11 protein-coding genes are annotated in these 21,655 nt (G+C 35.6%); all 11 read left to right on the forward strand.

All coding sequences use genetic code 11. The annotated features are described in order from the left end of the window. Positions 1-112 precede the first annotated feature (112 nt). The 11 genes from B3040_RS12180 (at position 113) to B3040_RS12230 (ending at position 21,641) form a co-directional block, all read left to right on the forward strand. The gene (locus tag B3040_RS12180) at positions 113-787 is read left to right on the forward strand and encodes a S24 family peptidase (protein ID WP_291573662.1); all 675 of its coding nucleotides are present in this window, start codon (positions 113-115) and stop codon (positions 785-787) included. A 151-nt stretch (positions 788-938) separates the two neighbouring features. After that, positions 939-2,882, forward strand: coding sequence for a S8 family peptidase (locus B3040_RS12185; protein ID WP_291573663.1), 1,944 nt, complete (start codon positions 939-941; stop codon positions 2,880-2,882). Between the two features lie 169 nt (positions 2,883-3,051). Further along, positions 3,052-4,998 (forward strand): S8 family peptidase, encoded by a 1,947-nt coding sequence (locus tag B3040_RS12190; protein ID WP_291573665.1) that lies wholly within the window; start codon positions 3,052-3,054, stop codon positions 4,996-4,998. A 14-nt stretch (positions 4,999-5,012) separates the two neighbouring features. Continuing rightward, positions 5,013-7,307, forward strand: coding sequence for a S8 family peptidase (locus B3040_RS12195; protein ID WP_291573667.1), 2,295 nt, complete (start codon positions 5,013-5,015; stop codon positions 7,305-7,307). 15 nt (positions 7,308-7,322) lie between these two features. Next, positions 7,323-9,224 (forward strand): S8 family peptidase, encoded by a 1,902-nt coding sequence (locus tag B3040_RS12200; protein ID WP_291573670.1) that lies wholly within the window; start codon positions 7,323-7,325, stop codon positions 9,222-9,224. A gap of 292 nt (positions 9,225-9,516) precedes the next feature. Beyond that, a complete protein-coding gene (locus B3040_RS12205; protein ID WP_291573672.1) occupies positions 9,517-11,490 on the forward strand; it encodes a S8 family peptidase in 1,974 nt (657 codons plus the stop codon). Then, positions 11,480-13,414, forward strand: coding sequence for a S8 family peptidase (locus tag B3040_RS12210; protein WP_291573674.1), 1,935 nt, complete (start codon positions 11,480-11,482; stop codon positions 13,412-13,414). Before B3040_RS12205 ends, B3040_RS12210 begins: the two co-directional genes overlap by 11 nt. Before the next feature lie 12 nt (positions 13,415-13,426). Beyond that, on the forward strand, positions 13,427-15,493 hold the full coding sequence (locus B3040_RS12215; protein WP_291573676.1) for a S8 family peptidase: 2,067 nt from the start codon (positions 13,427-13,429) through the stop codon (positions 15,491-15,493). A gap of 16 nt (positions 15,494-15,509) precedes the next feature. Next, entirely contained in the window at positions 15,510-17,531 is a 2,022-nt protein-coding gene (locus B3040_RS12220; protein ID WP_291573678.1) for a S8 family peptidase, read from the forward strand. 31 nt (positions 17,532-17,562) lie between these two features. Beyond that, complete coding sequence (locus B3040_RS12225) at positions 17,563-19,608, forward strand: S8 family peptidase (RefSeq protein ID WP_291573680.1); 2,046 nt, start codon at positions 17,563-17,565, stop codon at positions 19,606-19,608. 95 nt (positions 19,609-19,703) lie between these two features. Next, on the forward strand, positions 19,704-21,641 hold the full coding sequence (locus B3040_RS12230; protein ID WP_291573683.1) for a S8 family peptidase: 1,938 nt from the start codon (positions 19,704-19,706) through the stop codon (positions 21,639-21,641). Positions 21,642-21,655: the final 14 nt, after the last annotated feature.

Genomic DNA, 21,655 nt, shown 5'->3' on the forward strand with positions numbered 1-21,655 from the left:
CAACTTTAACTTGACTCAAACTCTAGGGGACTTTTTTATACTGATTAACCAAATTTATGATATAATATAATAATTAAAAACTTATTACTTAAGCTTATGAGGAGAAGATATTATGAGTGGAATAGGTGAAAGAATAAAAAATGCCAGAAATGCTAAGGGTATGACACAAAAACAATTAGCTAAGAAACTAGGAGTTGCTGAAAGCTTTATTAATGAGGTAGAGAGTGGAAGAAAAGTTGTAAATGAAAACCTTATGGATAGAATAGGTAAAGTTTTAGGTGGAGACCTAGAAGATATGAGCTCCATGATGAATACTCTTATTATGGAAGAAGAAAAGGTAAAGACAGCACCTAAAAAGGTTAATAAGCCAGCGGAGGCAATTAATGATGTTTGGAATGATGCTTTAGGCTCAGTTTTAAAATCTGTTGGAATATATGGCTATGATTTAAGTAAATCATCAGGAAAAAAAGAGTTGCCTATAATTTCAAATAAGGTTGAAGGTTTTGCACAGGATAAGGTTCTATATCTTCAAATAGAAAATGATGATTTAATTGGATTTAGAATAGCTAAAGGAGACTTAGCTTTTGCAAATCTTACTTCAGAAATAGAAAACAATGCAATTTGCTTAATTGATCACAATGGAGAAAGAGTGTTAAGACAAATCAAAAAATTAGATGCTAATAAGATATTGTTAATTAGTAACAGAGGGTCTTTAAGAACAGAAACAGTAAGTCCCAAGGATATAAAGGTTATTGCAAAATTAAACAGACTAGAAATAAAGTTATAGATAAAGTAACTTAAGAAACATATTAATAAAACTATAAGAGTTATATAAAAATAAAATATAAATATAACCTAAAATTTCATAAAAATCATGCACAAATTTTCACTCCCTATGATAAACATATCATAGGGAGTTTTTTCGCTGGGAGGATTTTATGGAAGAGTTCAATCTAAATATAGAAGACTTAACACCAGGAACAATTGAAAGAGAGAGTTCAAATAGCCCAATATGTAATGAAGCCTATTATAGTGAAGATTATCTTAATTATCTAGTTGAATTTGAGGGAGATATATCAGGTCAAATAGAAAAGTTGGATTATGTTTGTGCCTTTAGATTCTCACCCTTTTATTATGTGGCAGCAGTTAGAAATGGCATGCTTCCAAGACTTTTTCAAGATGTTCCCGGGATTATTAATGCAGATACTAGTTTGCCCTACACACTAAGTGAAGTGGAGCCTGTGGTTGCAGCTAATATTACAAAGTTTCATGGAAATGCGTTCTTAAACCTAAGGGGCGGTGGCACAGTAGCAGCAATTATTGACACAGGAATAGATTATTTAAATCTACAGTTTAGAGATGACAATGGTAACACAAGAATAATGGCTATTTGGGATCAAAGTATTCCAGGAACGACTCCAAATCCAGATGTAGGTTATGGCACAGTATATACTAGGGAGCAGATTAATGAAGCAATTAGAACCTATGAGAATGGAGGAGATCCTTACACCATAGTTCCTCATAAGGATGATATTGGACATGGTACTCATATCGCAGGTTTAATTGGAGCAAAAGGGTTAAATGGAGTTGTTGGAGGGGCACCAGATTGCAGTTTTGTTGTTGTCAAGCTAAAGGAAGCAAAAACAGTGGCCTTAAAACTTGCTGGCATCGATGAGCGGAAGGGTGCTATATATGAAGGCTTAGATTATTTAGAAGGTGTTAGATATGTATCTAACTTTCAATCGAGAATAGATAGACCTATGGGAGTACTACTAAGTTTAGAAACCAACCTCTCTGGCCATGATGGAGTTTCTTCATTAGAGAGATTTATAAATTATTTTGCATCTAGAAAGGGGTTGGTTTTTATAGGAGGGTCAGGAAACCAAGGTGACAGTGATACTCATGCAGGTGGTATTTTCACTAAGAGTCAACAGTTAAGAACCGTAGAGATCTTTGTGGATGAAAATGAAAATAATTTAGTATTTGTTATTTGGGTAGGCAAGCCTGATAGAATTTCTGTGGGGTTGGTATCACCTAGCGGCGAAATTATAGCCCCAGTTTCCCCAAAGATAAAAACAGAGGAGAGCTTTAATTTAGTTTTTGAGGGAAGTACAGTGCTAATAACAAATAACATACCAGAGGACTCCACAGGAGATCAATATATCTTTGTAAATATACAAAGACCTAAAGGAGGAATATGGCAATTAAGACTCAGAGGAGAGTATATAGTTATAGGGGATTATAATATATGGCTACCACAAAGACAGCTTCTTCAACCATTAACTAGATTTTTAGATGCAAGTCCTTATATAACAGTAACTACCCCTGGTACTTCAAGGTCAGTAATAACAACTGCATTTTATAATCAAAATAGCAATACTATTCTTCCGGCTTCTGGAAGAGGGCCTACAAGATTAGGTGAAATGAAACCTGATATTGCGACAGGAGGATTTATGGCGACCACTGTAGGACTAAGTAATACTACAGTTAAAGTTAGTGGTTCTAGCGTAGGCTCCGCTGTACTTACTGGAGCAGTTTTGCTTCTATTAGAGTGGGGTATTATAAGGGGAAATGACCCTGCTATGTATGGACCAACAGTGAAGTCTTATCTTACAAGAGGAGCAAGAAGAAGGCCAGGGGATGTATATCCCAATAGGGAATGGGGGTATGGACTTCTAGATTTAGAAGGAACCCTTGAGAGCTTAAGAGGTGGAGATAGTATGGTAGCTTATAGGGAAACAGCAGAAAATCAAATGAAGTTATGGAACTTAAACAAAAATATTACTTATAGTTTAAACAAAGTTTATTATAGTGAAGAGTTATCTGTGGATATGTTTTTAAGTGTACCTATTAGCTTGTATTCAAGGGTTACTCATAAGTGAAATTCTTATATTTAGGGATCTAAGGGCATTATTCCATTTATAAAGGGATTCATATTTATACTCTTATAATTTTTGGTGGTGAATAAGATGGCTTTTATTCTGAAATTTATATACAAAATTAAGTACTATAAAGATTATTTTTTCATTAATAATAAGCAGGAGGTGAAAAATGAGTACACAGGAAAAATATAGTGGAGTTAGTAGCAGAGAAATATTTTTTAGCTCTCAACTAGGAAATCCTAAGGAAATTTTACTGTTAACAGTTGAATATATTGGCGATATTGAAGAAGAACTTGCAAGGCTTGGTTTTGCGCGAGCACTACCCATAAGTGATTTTAGTGCTATTGTATTTGTGGAGGCTGGTAGAGTTCAGGAGTTAATAAGATTAAGTGAAACTATACAATATGTAGATCCATTAGCACCATATACATTAACTCAAATATCACCTATAGAAGCCGCTAATATTCTTGAGTTTAGTCAGGGAGGAACCTTAGATTTAAGGGGTACTGGAGTAGTAGTAGGGATAATTGATACTGGAATAGACTATCTTAATAGGGAGTTTATGACTGAGGATGAAAGAACTAGAATAGATAGAATCTGGGATCAAACCATAGAAGGTGGAAGGGCACCCTTTAATATTGGGTACGGTAGTGAATATACTAGGGAGGATATAAATAGGGCTATTGAAACTCAAAAAAGTGGAGGAGATCCATACTCCATAGTTCCTTCTAAAGATGACAATGGTCATGGCACTGCAAATGCTGGAATCATTGGGGCAAGAGGTTATAGTGATATGGTAGGAGCTGCTCCCGATTGTGAATTTATAGTAGTTAAACTAAGAGAAACTACAAGTCCATATCTTCAAAATTTAGGAATATATGATGAACCAGGTGTATATAGAAGTTCAGATATAATAACAGCTATGTATTATTTAACTGAGGTCCAAAGAAGTTTATTAAAACCTATGGTAGTTTTTATACCATTAGGTAGCAATTTTGGTGGTCATGATGGAAGCTCTGCAATAGAAAGACTAATTGACTTACTGTCTATAAGAAGGGGATTAGTTTTTGTAACTGGCACAGGAAATCAAGGGAATACTGAAACCCATACAGCAGGGGTTATAGCTAGAACAGGAGATACAGCTATCATAGAAATAGATGTGGACCCAAATCAAAGAGGATTAGCGCTTAATATTTGGTGTAGTTATCCTGAACGAATATCTATTGGAGTTACTTCCCCTACGGGAGAAGTTATGGAAAGAATACCAGCCAGATTAAATGGAAGAGGAAGAAAAACCTTTCTTTATGAAAAAACCGTAGTGAATGTGATATATTATTTTCCAGAAAACACCACTGGGGATGAATTAATTTTAGTAATATTTAATGATTTGAAGCCCGGTATATGGAGGATAATCCTATATGGTGACTATATTGTTAATGGCAAGTATGATATTTGGATGCCTCAAAGGCCAATTGCAAAGCCAGGAACTAGATTTCTAAGTCCTACAAATGCAATGACTTTGACAATTCCATCCACTAGTGGAAGTGTTATTGCTACTGGGTATTATGATCAGAGCAATAATGTACTTGGACCTTCTTCAGGAATAGGATATACAAGAGATAATAGAATTAAACCAGATTTAGTAAGTGGGGGAGTAGAAGTGCTCACTACAGCGGTAGGTGGAGGAACAACAATAGTTACAGGGTCTAGTGCTGCGGCAGCAGTATTATCAGGAGCTGTAGCTTTGTTATTACAATGGGGTATAGTAAATGGAAATGATCCCAAAATGTATGGAGAAGAAATAAGAAATTATCTTATAAGAGGAACAAGGAAAAGACCAGGAGATGTGTATCCAAATCCAGAGTGGGGATTTGGAATGCTGGATCTCGCTGGAGCCTTTGATGCTATAGCAGGACAGGAAAATACTAACTTAGCTAGATTAAAGCATTATGAGAAGGAAAAGATTCATTTAAATGGTAGAGTAAATGGTGAAGAAATTTTCCAGGGCCAACAGGAAAAAGAGATAAAGGAATCGTATACTAATGTGTTATCCTCTCAAATATACAAAAGAATTCCGAGGGAATTATATAATAGATTAAAACCTAGTAGGTTTTGAGGAGGTAATTAGGTGTGATAAGTAATCGAGAAATTACACAGCCTACTCAACAGGAATTGCCGATAACAAATGGGGTGGTAGAAACACCATTAATATCAAATGGAGGTATATCAGAAGTTCAAGGTGCTCCAGCTACGGCAAATCAAGGAGGCGAGGAAATTCCAGCGATACCAACTGAGCTATTACAACAGATTGAAACACAACAGGAAAACCAACAAGTTCAAACAGAAATTACAACTGAACCAATTCAAGTAGAAGGGCAGGGCCAAGCAATAACGGCACAGCCGGCAGAAATAACAGAAATACCGCAAACAACTCAGGTTCCAACTTCTATATTAGCAAGTTTAGATGAGCCACCAGCAGTAGAAGGCATACCATTACTTGGAGTAACAAAAGATGCTGAAGGAAATATAACTGAATGTGGAGATTTATTTCTAAGTGAGTACTATGAAAGTTATTTGGTGGAAATAGAGCCGGGATTTTATGAGAGTATGAAAAAAATAAGTTATGCCTGTGCTTTTTCCATAAGCACTTTGATGGCAGCACTTTCAGTACAAAAAGGGAGGTTGCAGCAACTTTTACAGGAAGTACAGGGGCTAGTTTATATTGAAAGAAGCTATCCTTATACATTATCAATTTTATCTCCAAGTTCTGTAGCTAATATAAATCAGTTCCATGAAAATCAGTTTTTTAGATTGACAGGCAAAGGTACAATTATCGGGATTGTAGATACAGGTATAGACTATTTAAATGAAGAATTTATGACCTTAGACAAGCAAAGTAGAATCCTAGAGCTTTGGGATCAAACAATACAGTCAGGAAATTCACCTGCAGGGTTTAACTTTGGAAGTGTTTATAACCAACAGCAAATTAATCAAGCTATACAGGCAAGAAGAGAGGGTGGAGATCCTTATACTATTGTCCCCCAAAGAGATACTATAGGTCATGGCACCTCTATGGCTGGGATTGCAGCAGCAACTGGGGTGAAAATTCCACGAGGAGCAGCTCCAGACTGTGAAATTATATCTGTAAAGCTAAAGTATGCGAAAGCTAGTACCCTCCTTAGGAGTGGGATTGTAGACCCTATGGTCCCAGTGTATGAAGCTGCAGATATAGCACTAGGGCTTAGATACTTAATTGAGGCACAAATCAAATATGGAAGACCTATGGTGATTTTAATTCCTTTAAGCAGTAATTTTGGAGGTGCAGAAGGAAACTCTGCATTAGAGAGATTTATCGATTACTATTCTGTTAGAAGAGGAATAGTATTTATAACAGGCAGTGGGAATCAGGGAGATACAGGCACACATTCCAGCGGGTTTTTTAGGAAATCAGGGGAAGTAAGAAGTATAGAGGTAAATATTGATGAGGTAGAGACTATAGTCCATTTGGAGTTTTACGGAAATTCACCAGATAGATTTGGTATTGGAATAGTATCCCCTAGTGGAGAAATAATTGAAAGAGTACCAATAAAATTAAAAGGTGAAGAGATTTACAAATTAGTTTTTGAAGGAAGCACCATAAGGATTGAATATGCCTTTCCCGAAGAAAGAACAGGAAATGAAGTGATTCATATCTTTATTGAAAATGCACGAGGTGGTATATGGCAAATTCGTGTTTATGGAGAATATATTGTGGACGGGAGATATGATTGTTGGCTACCTCAGAGAGAACTACTAAAGGGAGATACTAGATTCATAAACCCCAATGCCTACACAACCATTACAGCGCCAGGTACTGCCTACAACATTGTAACCACAGCCTTTTATAATCAAGGCAATAACTCTATAGAGCCAGATTCAGGTAGAGGGTTTACCAGGGATAATAGGGTTAAGCCAGAAGTTGCAACGGGAGGAGTAGATGTAGTTACTACTTTTTTAAATGATGAAACTATTACAATAAGCGGTTCCAGTGCAGCGGCTGCGATTCTAGCAGGAGCTTCTTCACTACTTTTAGAGTGGGGAGTGGTTCAGGGTAACGACCCATCCATGTATGGACCCACTGTGGCAGCGTACTTCATAGCTGGAGCAATTAGAAGGGCTGGTGATATTTATCCTAATAGGGAGTGGGGCTATGGGACTTTAAATTTATTGGGAACCTTTGAAAATTTAAGAAGTAATAACATGAATTATAGATATGGAAATAAGAGAAAATCTTTAGAGTATCATGGAGAATTATTAGGAAAAAGAAGTCAGGAAGTTGTTGAAAGTAGTATAAGAACTGAAAACTTAGGAATAGAGGTTTTTACAAAAACTCCAATGAGCATCTACAGAAGATTAAAGGTTTATGAAGAAAATAATGAAGATTAGGGAGGGAAAAAGAGTATGAACTGTGAGCATTCAGCAGAAAAAAGAGAAACTATAGATATAGAGCAAAGTGAATTTGCTACTGTAATTCAAACCTCCCAAGGTTGTTCAGAAAAATACTTAAGTGATGAATACGTAACTTTAATAACTCAGTTTAGTGGTGATATTGTAGAAGCATTTTCAAAAATAGATTATGCTTGTGCATACACGTTTTCTAGGTCTTATGCCATAGTGTCTGTTAGGAAGGGAATGGAACAGCAACTTTTTAATGATGTAAAAGTACTCATAGCCACTGAATATAGTGGGGCATTTTTCCCTAATGCATTATCTCCAATAAATACTGCCAATATTTCTTTATTTCATGAAAATCCTCTTTTAAATCTAAGGGGAAGTGGTGTACTTGTAGGGATACTAGACAGTGGAATAGATTACTTGAATATTGACTTTATGACAGAGGATGATAGGACTAGAATTGTAACCATATGGGATCAAAGTGTTCAGACAGGACCAGCACCAGGAAACTATGGTTTTGGAACAGAGTATAATAGGGAACAAATTAACCTAGCTATTCAGGCAAGTTTAACAGGAGGAGATCCATATGCTATAGTAAACCAGAGAGATGATACAGGACATGGAACAGCAGTAGCTTCTATTGTTGGGGGGAGGGGTCGAGGAGAAGTGGTTGGAGGAGCTCCAGATTGTGAATTTGTTATTGTAAAACTAAAACAAGCAAAAAAGTCATCTTTAGAAGTTGCTGGTATATATGAAACAGAAATTTCTACACCTGTTTATGAAACCTCAGATATATTACTTGGTATGAATTACTTAGCAGAGCTTAGAGAATCCATACAAAGACCCATGGTTATACTAATACCTTTAGGCTCTAATTACGGCGGTCATGATGGTGGTACTGCAGTTGAAAGATATATTGATGTTGTTTCCTTGAGAAGAGGGTTAATAGTGGTTACAGGTACGGGAAATGAAGGTGCAGGTGAAGGTCATGCCAGCGGTATACTACAGAAAACAGGGGATATACAAATTGTAGAGATAAATGTAGATCCAGCACAAAAGGGTCTTGCCATATTTTTCTGGGCAAAAAAGCCAGATAAGGTATCGGTAGGGATTATTGCTCCTAGCGGAGAATCAGTGGAGCGAATACCCATTAGAAGAGGTCAAAGTCAACAGTTTAAACTTTTATTTGAACAAAGTACTATAAATGTAGATTATTTTTATCCTGAAAATATAACTGGTGATATTTTTATTAGAATATTTATCAAAGATGTAAAGCCTGGAGTTTGGCAACTTAGAGTTATTGGGGAATTTATTGCAAATGGAAGATATGACTTGTGGCTACCTAGTAGAGTGCTTCTGAGCCCTCAAACCAGGTTTTTAAATCCGGATCCTCTTGTTACTCTTCAAATTCCAGCTACTGGGAAAAGTGCTATAGTAACTGCAACTTATAATCAAGATTTAAATATATTATATCCAGCCTCAGGAAAAGGTTTTACAAGAGATGGAAGAATAAAGCCTGATCTTACCTCAGGGGGGGTAGATGTTTTAGCAGCAACAGTAGGTGGTGGAACAGCTACTTATACAGGTTCCAGTATGGCCGCAGCTGTTCTTGCAAGTGCAGTAGCCTTAATACTTCAATGGGGTATTGTGGAGGGCAATGACCCTAACCTTTATGCTAGAAAAGTGAGAACTTATTTAATAAGGGGAACTAGAAAAAGACCAGGAGATGTTTATCCTAATGAGGAGTGGGGATATGGGATTTTAGACTTAGAGAACACTTTTAATGTAATTAGAAATATTCAAACCAATGTACCAGTGATAAGAGAAAATAAAGAGGAATATGTGGAAGTCTTTAACCATAATGTTCACAATAGAATACCACCAGAGATTATTAATAGATTATTGTAAGTATAACAATAAAGTAAATACTTTATGAGAAGTAAGAATTATATTTAATTATTTAATCATGGGATAAAGTACAGAAATTAAATTGGGTGTTGACCAAGGGCTTATTTCAAGAGAAAAAAATTTAGATATAAGAAAATTTAAAGTAATAAGATTAAACTTTATAAAAACTATAAGAATTTTTAGGATTCTTATAGTTTTTTAGTTATAAATTTAATCTTAAAACACAGTAGCTATAACAAAAACCGTTAAGTGGCATAAGATGTATATATAGAATATTGTGGGAGGGGTAACATTGGAAAAAAGTGATGGATTACTAAACCTGCTTTTAAATCTACCACAAGGGATAAAATCCAAGTTGGCACCAGTATTTGGGGAAGAAACCCTGGCATCACAACAGATCGAGCTAGCGATTTTGTATGGAGACAATAGGGAGGCTGTGAATGCCCAAGTTCAAGCCTTGGGAGGAACCTTTGAGGATTTAGGTTTTGGCTACGGAATTGTCACAGTAAATATTAATGTGGTAAGAGATGTTGCAAATATAAGGGAGATACTTTATATAGAGCTACCTAAAAATTTATTTCTTACCTTTGAGCCAAGTAATAGAGCAGCTTGTGTTACTGAAGCTGCACAAATTTATGGATTGAACGGAAATGGAATTTTAATTGGATTCATTGATTCTGGAATAGACTATACTCATCCTGCCTTTAGAGATGCCAATGGAGATACCAGGATAGATTATATTTATGATTTAGATGATAATGGAAAAGTTTATAACAGAGAACAAATTAATGCTGCCTTAAAATCACCAGATCCCTTTGCAATAGTACCTCATGTAGATAGGGCTGGGCATGGAACCCATGTAGCAGGTATTGCCTGTGCGGGTGGAAACATAGAAAGAAGATATATAGGTGTGGCACCTCAAAGCTCCATTGCCATGGTAAAGATGACGAGAGAAGGAAAAATGAATTATGCTAAAAGCACTCAGCTTATGAGAGGCATAAGGTTTCTTGTGACTAGAGCAGATGAACTTAATAAACCTCTTGTTATTAATATAAGCTTTAGTACTAACGACGGTGCTCATGATGGAAGAAGCCTTTTAGAGCAATACATTGAAACTATAGCTAACTTGGAACGAGTAACCATAGCTATTGCAGCTGGAAATGAAGGAGATAAGGCTCATCACAGTGGAGGAGATCTAAGAGAAGAATTAAGAATAAATGTTAATATTGCTAATGAAGAGAGAGGGATAATTTTCCAATTATATAAATCCTTTTTAAAAGATGTAAGTTTAGATATTGTGGCTCCCAATGGAAGTAGAACAGGGGTATTGAGGCTAACAAGACCTTTTACTGAGGGAAGTATTAGAACAGATGCTTACTACATCTATAATAGTGGTCCTACTCCCTTTAATATTAATGGGGAAATTGTTATAAGTCTTGTGGCTCAGGCAGAATTTTTAAGTGCTGGGGTGTGGACTTTAATTATGACTAGTCCAGGAACTAGAATAAGGGGCAGATATGATATGTGGCTTCCTATAGCAGAAGGATTAAATCCAAATACTAGGTTTTTAAATCCTAGTGTCTATAATACTGTAGGTATTCCAGGTACAGTACCAGCTGCAATTACTGTAGGAAGCTATAACTATATTAATGGAACAATATCAAGTTTTTCAGGAAGAGGAAATGAGATTTTAGTTCCTGTAAAGCCTGATGTCATTGCCCCAGGAGAAAATATTGAAGCTCCAATACCAGGTGGGGGATATGATTCTTTATCAGGAACCTCTATGGCAACTCCAGCGGTGGCAGGAGGAGCAGCTCTTCTTATGCAATGGGGATTAATTATGGGAAGAGATCCCTATCTTTATGGACAGAGACTAAAGTATTTTCTTTTGAAAGGTGCTAGAAGGACTAGAACAGATGTAGATTACCCAGGTCCAACTTGGGGCTATGGAACCCTATGTGTAAGAAATGCTATAGAGGTTTGGAATGAGGAGGTTGCTTCAAGAAGTGTAGGAATTCAGCAGAGAACTACAACTTTAATAGATGAACCTTATAAGGAAGAAGAGGAAATAAAAGCTATAAATAGTACCCTAGAAAAGGAACTTATAGAGCTTGTTGATGAAAATAATAAAAAGAAAGATATGGTAATTAAGGATAAAAGACAACTGAAAAGTCCTAATAGTTTGTATTTAAGTATACCTCCTGAAATTTATACAACTTTTGTAGAAAGTATCAATGAAAAAGGAAGGAGTTTCCATGACAAATAGTTTAAGGAAAGAAGTTTATAGGGAAGTTGAAAATGGGGGCATGATTTTAAGCGAAGCTCTTGAAAAACAAGCCAGCAAGTTCTTTAAAGATTACTATGCTAATGAGGAGTATGAGAATTATTTTGTTGAATACTCAGGAAATATAGTAGAAGCTTTTGAAAAAATAAATTATGGAGCAGTGTTTGCAGAAAAATCTATGTTTGCAGCAGTATCAGTTAAAAAAGACATGCTTGGGAATCTAATTAGAGATGTTCCACAAATCGTAAATATAGAAAAAAGTAGCCCCTATAGTCTATCAGACCTAGTGCCATCTTTTAATGATCAAGGAAGAAATGTAGATAGTAGCAACAATTTAGGGCTAGATGGAGAGGGTGTAATAATTGGAATAATAAGCACAGGAATAGATTATTTAAATGAAAACTTTATGACACAAGATCGAAGAACAAGAATATCAGCAATTTGGGATCAAAGTTTAAGTTCAGGATCTCCACCAGTACCTTTTAGTTATGGATCCGAATTTGATAAAGAAGAAATAAATAAAGCAATCAGGACATATTTCTCAGGAGGTAATCCCTATGAAATTGTTCCACATAAAGATGATGTAGGGCATGGCACAGCCATTGCAGGAATTATAGGTGCAAGTAGAGTAAGAGCAACTGATGAAGTATTTGGTGTAGCTCCAAAATGCGAATTTGCCATAGTAAAGGTGAAAAGGGCCAAAAAAATCACCATGGAAGAGTATGGTATAGATCAAGGGTTGCCTAATGTATACGAATCAACAGATTTAGCATCTGCCATTAGTTACTTAGCTGAACTACAAAATACTTTGATGAAGCCAATGATAGTTTATTTAGCCCTTGGAAGTAACTTTGGAGCTCATACTGGAAGAGCTGCATTAGAAAGGTATATAGATTTTTTTTCACTTAAAAGAGGCTTTTCAATAATAACAGATACAGGCGATGAAGGTAATGGTAGCACTCACACTAGTGGAGAGGTATCAAGCACAGGAACTATGAAAACCATAGAAATTAATGTGGATAAGGAAGAGAAAAACTTATACTTATCAATTTGGTTTAGGAACCCAGATGTTTTTTCTGTTGGGGTAGCAGCGCCCAGTGGCGAGGGGATTAAGCGGATATCTATACCTGCCACTAATGGGTCTCAAGTGAAATTTACCTTGGGCAGTACTACAATTACCATTTTATACTCCATACAAGCTCAAGCTATGGCAGATAAAATGATTGGAATATTGATAGAAAATGTAAGCGGTGGAGTTTGGAAAATTGATTTGACTGGAGAATATGTAATTTATGGTGGCTATGACGTTTGGTTGCTTCAGAGGCCTCTTTTAAAGAAAGAAACTAGAGTATTAGTGCCTAATGAATATACTACTTTAACAATTCCCTCTACAGCTATAGGTACATTAACTACGGCTAATTATCAAGAACTAACTAATATTAGAACCCCTGAACCAGGGAAGGGATTTACAAAAGATGGAAGAGTAAAGCCCTCTGTTTCAACATTATCTAATAATATTATTACTGTAGGGTTAGAAAAAAAAATAGCAGTAGTAAGTGGGAGCGCAGCGGCAGGAGCAATATTGTCAGGATTATCAGTGCTTTTATTTGAATGGGGATTTGTACAGAGGAAGGATCTTAATATGTTTACTCAAAAACTTAACAGTTATATTATTCGTGGTACGGTAAAGGAACCTGGGGTTATTTACCCAAATCCTACCTCAGGTTTTGGATTGTTAAGTTTTAAAGCCGTATTTGAAAGCTTAAGCAACCATGGGGGAGAAGAGGTTGTAGCGGGACTTTGTGACCTCTTAAGGGGAGCGATATACCAGGAGAAAATCTACTGGAATATACCAACAGATTTATTTAAAAGGTTAATCTGGAGTTGTAATCAAGGAGAATTATAAGGAGGGGAAGCTGTGAAGGATAAAGATGGAGGTTATATTAGGAAAGAATATAAAGGACATAAAGATGAAGCTGATTTACTTAGGGAGAGAGAGAAAACTGGGGCCATAAAATGGGAGAGAACCTTTAATAGAGAGTTAAATCAGCAAGAAGGAACAGATACACAAAATACTCCAATTGAAGATTTATCTCCAACGGCAATAAATAAAAAAAGTGATAAAGAATATTACTTAAGTGAGGATTATGAAAGCTATTTTGTAGAATATATAGGAAATATTGAGGAGGCTATTGGTAAGCTAGACTATGCTGCGGTGTTCTTACCTGGAAAGTTCTTTGCGGTAGTTTTTGTGAAAAGAGGAATGCTAAATAGACTTCTACAGGATGTTAAGGAAATTGTAAATGTGCAAAGTAGTTTCCCCTATACCCTGTCGGAATTAAGGGTAGTTAATGATACTTATGACTTGAATGCTATTGATAAAGGAACTGTTACCTTAGAAGGAGATGGGGTAGTAGTTGGGATTATAAGTACAGGAATAGATTATTTAAATCCAAGGTTTATGACTAATCAAGGTGAAACTAGAATAGAGGTAATTTGGGATCAAAGTTTGCAACAGGGAGTTCCACCCGTTGGGTTTATTCAGGGTACTGAATTTACTACAGAAAAAATTAATGAAGCAATAAGATCTCAAGCAATAGGGAGAAATCCTTATGATATAGTCCAACAAAGAGATGAAGTTGGCCATGGAACTGCTATCGCAGGGATTATAGGCGGCAGAAGGCTTGATGAGAATGAGGAGTTTAAGAGTCTAGTGCCAAATTGCACCTTTGCCATTGTAAAGCTAAATAAGGCTTTAAATGTAGTGAAAGAAAGCGCAGGAATAAAGGCGGTAGATGTGGAGGTTTATGAAAGTATAGATTTAACTGCGGCCATTAGATACTTAGCAGAGTTACAAGAAAAATTAAAAAAACCTATGGTGGTTTATATAGCAATAGGAAGTAATTTAGGAGGACATGAAGGAGATACGGTTTCAGAAAGATATATAGATTTATTCTCCCAAAGAAGAAGTTTTTTAGTTGTAACAAACAGCGGAAGTCAAGGTGATAGTGATACTCATGTAGGTGGAAATCTTACTGAAAATGAGAAAACAGCAGTGATTAAATTACAAGTAGATGAGAAGGAGGGGGATTTACTTTTATCTGTTTATACCTTAAGGGTAGATACTTTTTCCTTTACCATCAAATCTCCTACTGGAGAAGTTAGTGAACCAATAGAAATTCCTAAGGAAAATCAGTTTCTTTCTTTTTCTATTGGTGAGACCCAAGTAAGTATTCAATTTTTTGTGGAAAGGCAAGGTTTTGGTGAAGAGCGAGGGGAAATTTTATTTAAAAATATAAAGGGAGGAATTTGGGAGTTTAATTTAACTGGTGAAATGATAACCACTGGAAGATATGACAGTTGGTTACTCCAAAGAGAACTTTTAGAACCTGGAACAAGGTTTTTAAATCCTGATCCTTATATAACAGTAATGTCCCCAGGAACTGCAAGAAATATTGTAACTTCTGCAGGGTATAATCAGCAGACCAATACTATACTTCCTCAATCAGGAAAAGGCTTTTCACGGGATGGGAGAGTTAAGCCTTCAGTGACTAATCCTGCAGTAAATGTTTTAACAACTGGATTAAATGACACTTTACAAGTGGTAAGTGGAATGGCAGTACCAGGGGCAATTTTAACAGGGATAGGTGCTCTTATAATGGAATGGGGAGTTGTGCAGGGAAATGATATTAATATGTATCCACAAAAACCAAGAAATTTCATGGTTGGAGCAACTACAAAGCAAGAGAAATTAGCTTATCCAAATCCAGAATGGGGATATGGTGTAGTAAATATAGAATTACTTTTTGAAAACTTACAGAAATCTATTAGTGATAGGGATTTTATTCAAGATAAGATAGAGGACAATTTATTCCTTGTACAAGAAGAGAGTGGATATAGAGAGAATTATAACATTGGGAAAATGTATGTAAACATTCCTATAGAAATCTATAAAAGGTTGGGATTACAACCAAAAGTAAGATAAGGGGATGAGGGAATTAATGTGGAAGGATAGTGTTATAACGCAGACTTTAAGTAACTATGGTGCTAAAACCTTAAGAGAAGAAGGTTCGATGAATGGAATACAGGAAGTAGTAACAATTCAACCAAATGGAGAAGACCAAGAGCAAATAAAAGAAAGTGTTAGTAATGCTGAAGGTTCTAGCAACAAGAAAACTCCTAGAGAGTACTACTTAAGTGAAGATTATGAGGTTTATTTTGTTGAATATATAGGAGATATCAAAAGCAGTATAGATAAAATTCCATATGCGGACATATATTCAACAGGAGAGTTTTATGGATTTTTATTTGTGGAGAATGGAAGACTTATGGAGGTTTTAGAGGCAGTACCTGAAATTGTTAGTACACAAAGAGGATTCCCATTTACACTTTCGGAGCTAAATGTAAGTAATAACTTGAACAATAGTATACCTTTAGATATACAACCTACAACTTTACAGGGGCAGGGGGTAATAGTTGGTATTATAAGCACAGGCATAGACTATTTAAATCCTAGATTTACAAACGCTGACGGAAGTACGCGAATTGTTGGGATTTGGGATGAAACTTTAAATGATGGAATACCGCCAGATACCTTTGTAAGAGGAACTGAGTTTAGTTCTGAACAGATTAATGAGGCATTAAAATTAGAGAGTGCAGGAGGCGATCCATATACTATAGTAAAGCATAAGGATGAAGTAGGACATGGCACTGCCATTGCTGGAGTTATCGGGGGAAGAAGACTGGGAGAAGAAGAGGGATTTGTTAGTGTTGTGCCTAAATGTGAATTTGCCATTGTGAAGCTTCAGGAGGCTAAAGAAAATACATTGAGGGCAGATGGTATAAAAAGAGGGGATAAGAATATATACCAAGATACAGATATATCAGCAGGAATAAGGTATCTTAGAATGGTTCAAACCAACTTAAGAAGGCCTATGGTAGTCTATGTAGCTCTAGGAAGCAACTCAGGTGGACATGGAGGGGAAACTGTAATAGAAAGGTATATAGATTTTGTATCACAAAGAAGGGACTTTGCAATAATTTGTAATACAGGAAATCAAGGAAATGCAGATGGGCACGCTAGTGGTACTTTTGAAGGTTCTGGTGATAGGGAGGTTGTACCTATAGGTGTTGCTAAAGGTCAGGGAAATTTGATATTTGCCATTTACATTAGTAAACCAGATAAAATAACTATTGGAATTACTTCACCTAATGGAGAAAGTGTAGAGCCTTTAACTATCCCTACAAAAAATGGAGAAAGTTTTTCTTCTGTTCTAGAAGGCAATAACCTCATAGTAAAGTATTCCGAAGAGAGTCAAAGTGGTGGGATTCAACGTGTAGATGTATTAATAGAGAATGCTGCAGAAGGAACTTGGAATATAAGTCTTAAGGCTGAAGTTATAACAAATGGAAGATATGATTTGTGGCTTTTGCAAAAGGAGTTATTAGAGAAAGAAGAACGATTTTTAAATCCAGACGAGGAAATAACTTTAATGACTCCCTCTACGGCACAAAGCTCCTTAACAACATCTTATTATAATCAAAGGGACAATAGTATAATACCTGAATCAGGAAAGGGTTTTACGAAATATGGATTGATTAAGCCATCCATAGCAGTTGGAACAGAAGGCATAATAACTCTAGGATTAAACAATGATTTAATTCTGGCTAGTGGAGCGGCTATGGCAGGGGCATTAATCACAGGGGCTGCAGCCATGATTTATCAGTGGGGAGTTGTAGAGAAAAATGATATAAATATTTACCCACCCAAGTTGAGGAGTTACGTTATTTCAGCAACTCTAAGGGAAGAGGAAGGAATATATCCTAACCCATCCTGGGGCTATGGAAGATTTAGTTTTAATAAGCTTTTGAATAATCTAAGTCAAGTAACTAAAAAAAACAAGAAAAGAAATATTTATCATGACTTAACCAAGAAAGCAAAAAATGAAACCTTTGAAGAAAGCTATGAAAACAACTTATATACAAATATCCCAGGGGAAGTATATAACAGGCTTATGAAATAGTTACTAGATGGAGTTAAGGGGGAAATAAGTTATGGTCAAGAATACTTTGGGATTAGTAGGTTTATCTAAGTATAAAGGAGAAGTTTTAAAGAAGGATAGTATACTTTCATCAGAGAAGTGTTTAAAAGAAAATATTAAGAGATATAGAGAAAATACAAATAACAGTATCACCATGAAAAGCCCTAGTGAATATTACTTAAGTGAGTATTATGAAGTTTATTTTGTTGAATATATAGGTGATGCTATTAGTAAAATAAAGAACATTAACTTTGCTAATATATTTTTAACAGGAAAGTTTTTTGCCCTTTTGTTTGTAGAGAATGGAAGACTTAATGAAGTTTTAAAATTAGTGCCAGAAATTACAAATATTCAAAAGGGCTTTCCTTATACCCTTTCAGAGCTGAGGATAAGTAGTAACTTATATAGCAGTAAGACAATTGATAAAGAAAATATTATGCTTCAAGGAGAGGGAGTAGTTGTTGGAATTATTAGCACAGGAATAGATTACCTAAATCCAAGGTTTATAAAGGCTAATGGAAACAGTAGAGTACTAAGTGTTTGGGATCAATCTTTAGACCAAGGACCAGTACCAAATGGGTTTCTTATAGGTACTGAGTTTACTGAAGAAATAATTAACGAAGCCTTGAGGAGAAGAAATATGGGGGAAAATCCCTATTCTATAGTTAATCATAAAGATATGGTTGGCCACGGTACTGCTATTGCTGGGATTATAGGGGGAGCAGCTATTGAACCGGGAGATGCCTTAGTTAGTGTAGTTCCTAAGTGTGATTTTGCAGTAGTAAAGTTAAAAGAAGCTAAGAGCAATACCTTAAGACTAAGTGGTATAGATAGACGGGACATTCCCATATATCAGGATTCTGATATAGCAGCAGCTATAAGATATTTAGCCGAGCTACAGGAAAAACTTAAAAGACCAATGACGGTCTACTTAGCTCTAGGAAGCAATTATGGAGGGCGTAATGGACAAACTGTGCTTGAGAGATATATAGATTACTTCACACAAAAAAGAGATTTTACTGTAGTTTCAAATACAGGAAGCCAAGGCAATGCTCAGGGGCATGCTAGTGGTATTATATCAAGAATTGGAGAAGAGAGGATTATTCCAATTAATGTAGATAATAGTGAGGGGAATTTATTCTTTTCTATTTATATCTTTAAGCCTGACAATATATCTATAGGAATATTAGCTCCAACGGGAGAAAGAATACAAACTTTAACAATTCCACAGGTAAATGGGGAAATTATAACCTTTAATTTGGGTAAAAGCACAATAATATTACAATACTTTAGTGATGGATATAGCAATGGGGATGAAAGAATTGATGTGTTAATTAGAAATGCAGTTGGAGGGGCATGGATAATTAATCTTTTAGGTGAATATATAGTTAAAGGGAAATATGATATGTGGCTAATTCAAAAGGAGTTATTACTGCAAGAAACTAGATTTTTAGAAGCAGATATGAATATAACCCTAATGACTCCAGCTACAGCAATAAATGCTTTAACTACCTCTTATTATAACCAAAAAAATAACACTATAGTTCCGGAGTCAGGGAGGGGTTTTACCAGAGAGGGAATTATTAAACCCTCCGTTGCAACGGCAGGAGTTGATATTTTAACTGTAGGGTTAAATAATCAGCTTATTGTAGCAACTGGAGCTGCTATGGCAGGTGCTTTACTTACTGGAGCAATAGCAATGATATATGAATGGGGAATTATAAGAGAAAATGATTTAGAGCTTTTCCCTCCAAAGATGAGAAGTTATATTATTTCTTCAGCTGTTAGAGACGAAGGGCAAATATACCCTAATCCAGAATGGGGCTTTGGAAGATTAAGTTTTAAAAAGCTTCATGAAAATTTAAGTCAGCTATCTAGAAGGAATGTAAAAGATATAGATTTTAAAGAAAAAGAAAAAGTTCAGACTATAAATATCGATAAACTAACGAAAAAATCCAATAGTAATGTTCAAGGAGAAGATGTTGATTATAAAGGAGTATACATTCATATACCCATAGAAATCTATGAAAGAATAGGTATGGATATAAAGCATATATAGATTAGTTGTTTCTTAGACTTATAGCTGATGAAAATATATAGAGTGTTAGTTGGATAAGTACTATGTAGATGCTACCAATAGAGGGGAGAGAGGTTATGGAGTTTAGGGAATTGGATTACTTAAATCATAGGGTTAGTCAGATTCAAGAAAAAGCTATTGAGAGTGGTGGGGATTTGTATCAGCTAAGCAAAGATAAAATACAGGAATTAAATAAGCTTTATCTTGATGAGGACTATGAAAGTTATTATGTTGAATATACAGGGAATATTAAAGAAGCAATAGACAAATTAGATTATGCAAAGATATTTTTTCCAGGTAAGTTTTTTGCAGTAGTTCTTGTAAGGTATGGAATGCTGGCTAGGCTCGTACAAGAGGTAAAGGAAATTACAAATATAATAAGATTCTTCCCTTTTACTTTGTCACAATTAAAGCCTTCAGACTTTCCACATGATCCAAAAGTGATAAATAAGGGAAGCATTGACTTAAATGGGGAAGGTGTAGTTGTTGGAATTATTAGTACAGGAATTGATTACTTAAATAAGAACTTTATAACATCAGGTGGTAAAAGTAGAGTGGTATCCATTTGGGACCAAACTTTAGATCAGGGGCCGATTCCTTATGGATTTGTTCAAGGGACAGAATTTAAAGTAGAGGAAATTAACAGAGCTATAGAAGAACAAAGGTTAGGAAGAAATCCATATGACATTGTAAACCATAGGGATGAAGTTGGGCATGGTACAGCTATTGCAGGAATTATTGGTGGAAGAAGTAATGAAAATCCAGAGGAACTTGTAAGTGTGGCTCCTACTTGTGAGTTTGCTATAGTTAAAATTAGGGAAGCTAAGAGAAGAACTTTGGAGACCATTGGTCTAGAAAACCCAAGGGAAAAAGTTTATGGATCCTATAACATAGCCTCTGCTATTAGGTACCTATCAGATTTGCAGCTAAGACTAAATAAACCAATGGTAATCTATGTTCCAGTAGGAAGTAATCTTGGAGGTCATGATGGAGGCACTATAATTGAAAGGTATATAGATTTATTTTCCCAAAGAAGAACTTTAGCTTTTGTAGGAGACAGTGGGAACCAAGGTAATACTGGTACTCATGCCAGTGGACAGTTAAACAGAAGTGGAGATAAAAAAAATATAGAAATTAATGTGGCTAATGAAGAGAAGAATTTAGAGGTTTCTCTCTACATCATCAGAGCAGATAAATTAAAAATTGGTATTACTTCTCCTACAGGAGAGCAACTGGAGAATATTAGTTTGCCAAATAACCTAGGAGAAGTAGCTTCAGCTAATTTAGGTGGAAGTAGCATTTCAGTGGAGTATTATCCTGAGAGTCAGGGAATACCAGATGGCAGATTAGATATTTTAATCAGGAATATAACAGGTGGAACTTGGAACTTAAGTCTTACTGGGGAATTTATTACCAATGGAAGATACGATGCCTGGCTTTACCAAAAAGAGTTATTGGCAGAGGGGACTAGATTCATTAATCCAGATCCTTTTACCACTATGATGACCCCATCTACAGCTATAAATATTATAACTACAGCCTCTTTTAATCAACAAACAGGTAAGATTCTAGAGGAGTCAGGGAGAGGTTACACTAGAGATGGAAGAATTAAACCTTCTGTTGCCACAGGGTGTGTTGATGTTTTAACTACAGGCTTAGACAATAAATTAATTGTAGCTAGTGGACCAGCCATGGCTGGAGGAATATTAACAGGCGCTGTGGCATTATTACTTCAATGGGCCTTAGTACAAGGAAATAACCCAGAAATGTATCCTCAACGACCTAGGAATTATATTGTTGGAGGAGCTATAAAACAACAAAACATGGCATACCCAACACCAGAACTCGGATATGGGCAGCTAGATATAGAAACTTTGTTTAGAAATTTAGTAGAATCATCTCTAAGAAATAATAAACAGGAAGAAAAAAAGGTTATTAGTGAAAAAAATATTACAGTGTTAGGCCTATATATAAATATACCTAAAGAAATATATAAGAAATTAAAAATTAATTAGTTATGCCTTATGCA

The sequence above is a fragment of the Clostridium sp. UBA4548 genome (assembly GCF_002387895.1).
Lineage (GTDB): Bacteria > Bacillota > Clostridia > Clostridiales > Clostridiaceae > Clostridium_J.

What these genes read in the sequence shown, in the direction of transcription:
- B3040_RS12230 (WP_291573683.1), top strand. Translation starts at nt 19,704, where the DNA reads ATGGAGTTTAGGGAATTGGATTACTTAAATCATAGGGTTAGTCAGATT.
- B3040_RS12190 (WP_291573665.1), top strand. Translation starts at nt 3,052, where the DNA reads ATGAGTACACAGGAAAAATATAGTGGAGTTAGTAGCAGAGAAATATTT.
- B3040_RS12180 (WP_291573662.1), top strand. Translation starts at nt 113, where the DNA reads ATGAGTGGAATAGGTGAAAGAATAAAAAATGCCAGAAATGCTAAGGGT.
- B3040_RS12210 (WP_291573674.1), top strand. Translation starts at nt 11,480, where the DNA reads ATGACAAATAGTTTAAGGAAAGAAGTTTATAGGGAAGTTGAAAATGGG.
- B3040_RS12220 (WP_291573678.1), top strand. Translation starts at nt 15,510, where the DNA reads ATGTGGAAGGATAGTGTTATAACGCAGACTTTAAGTAACTATGGTGCT.
- B3040_RS12185 (WP_291573663.1), top strand. Translation starts at nt 939, where the DNA reads ATGGAAGAGTTCAATCTAAATATAGAAGACTTAACACCAGGAACAATT.
- B3040_RS12225 (WP_291573680.1), top strand. Translation starts at nt 17,563, where the DNA reads ATGGTCAAGAATACTTTGGGATTAGTAGGTTTATCTAAGTATAAAGGA.
- B3040_RS12200 (WP_291573670.1), top strand. Translation starts at nt 7,323, where the DNA reads ATGAACTGTGAGCATTCAGCAGAAAAAAGAGAAACTATAGATATAGAG.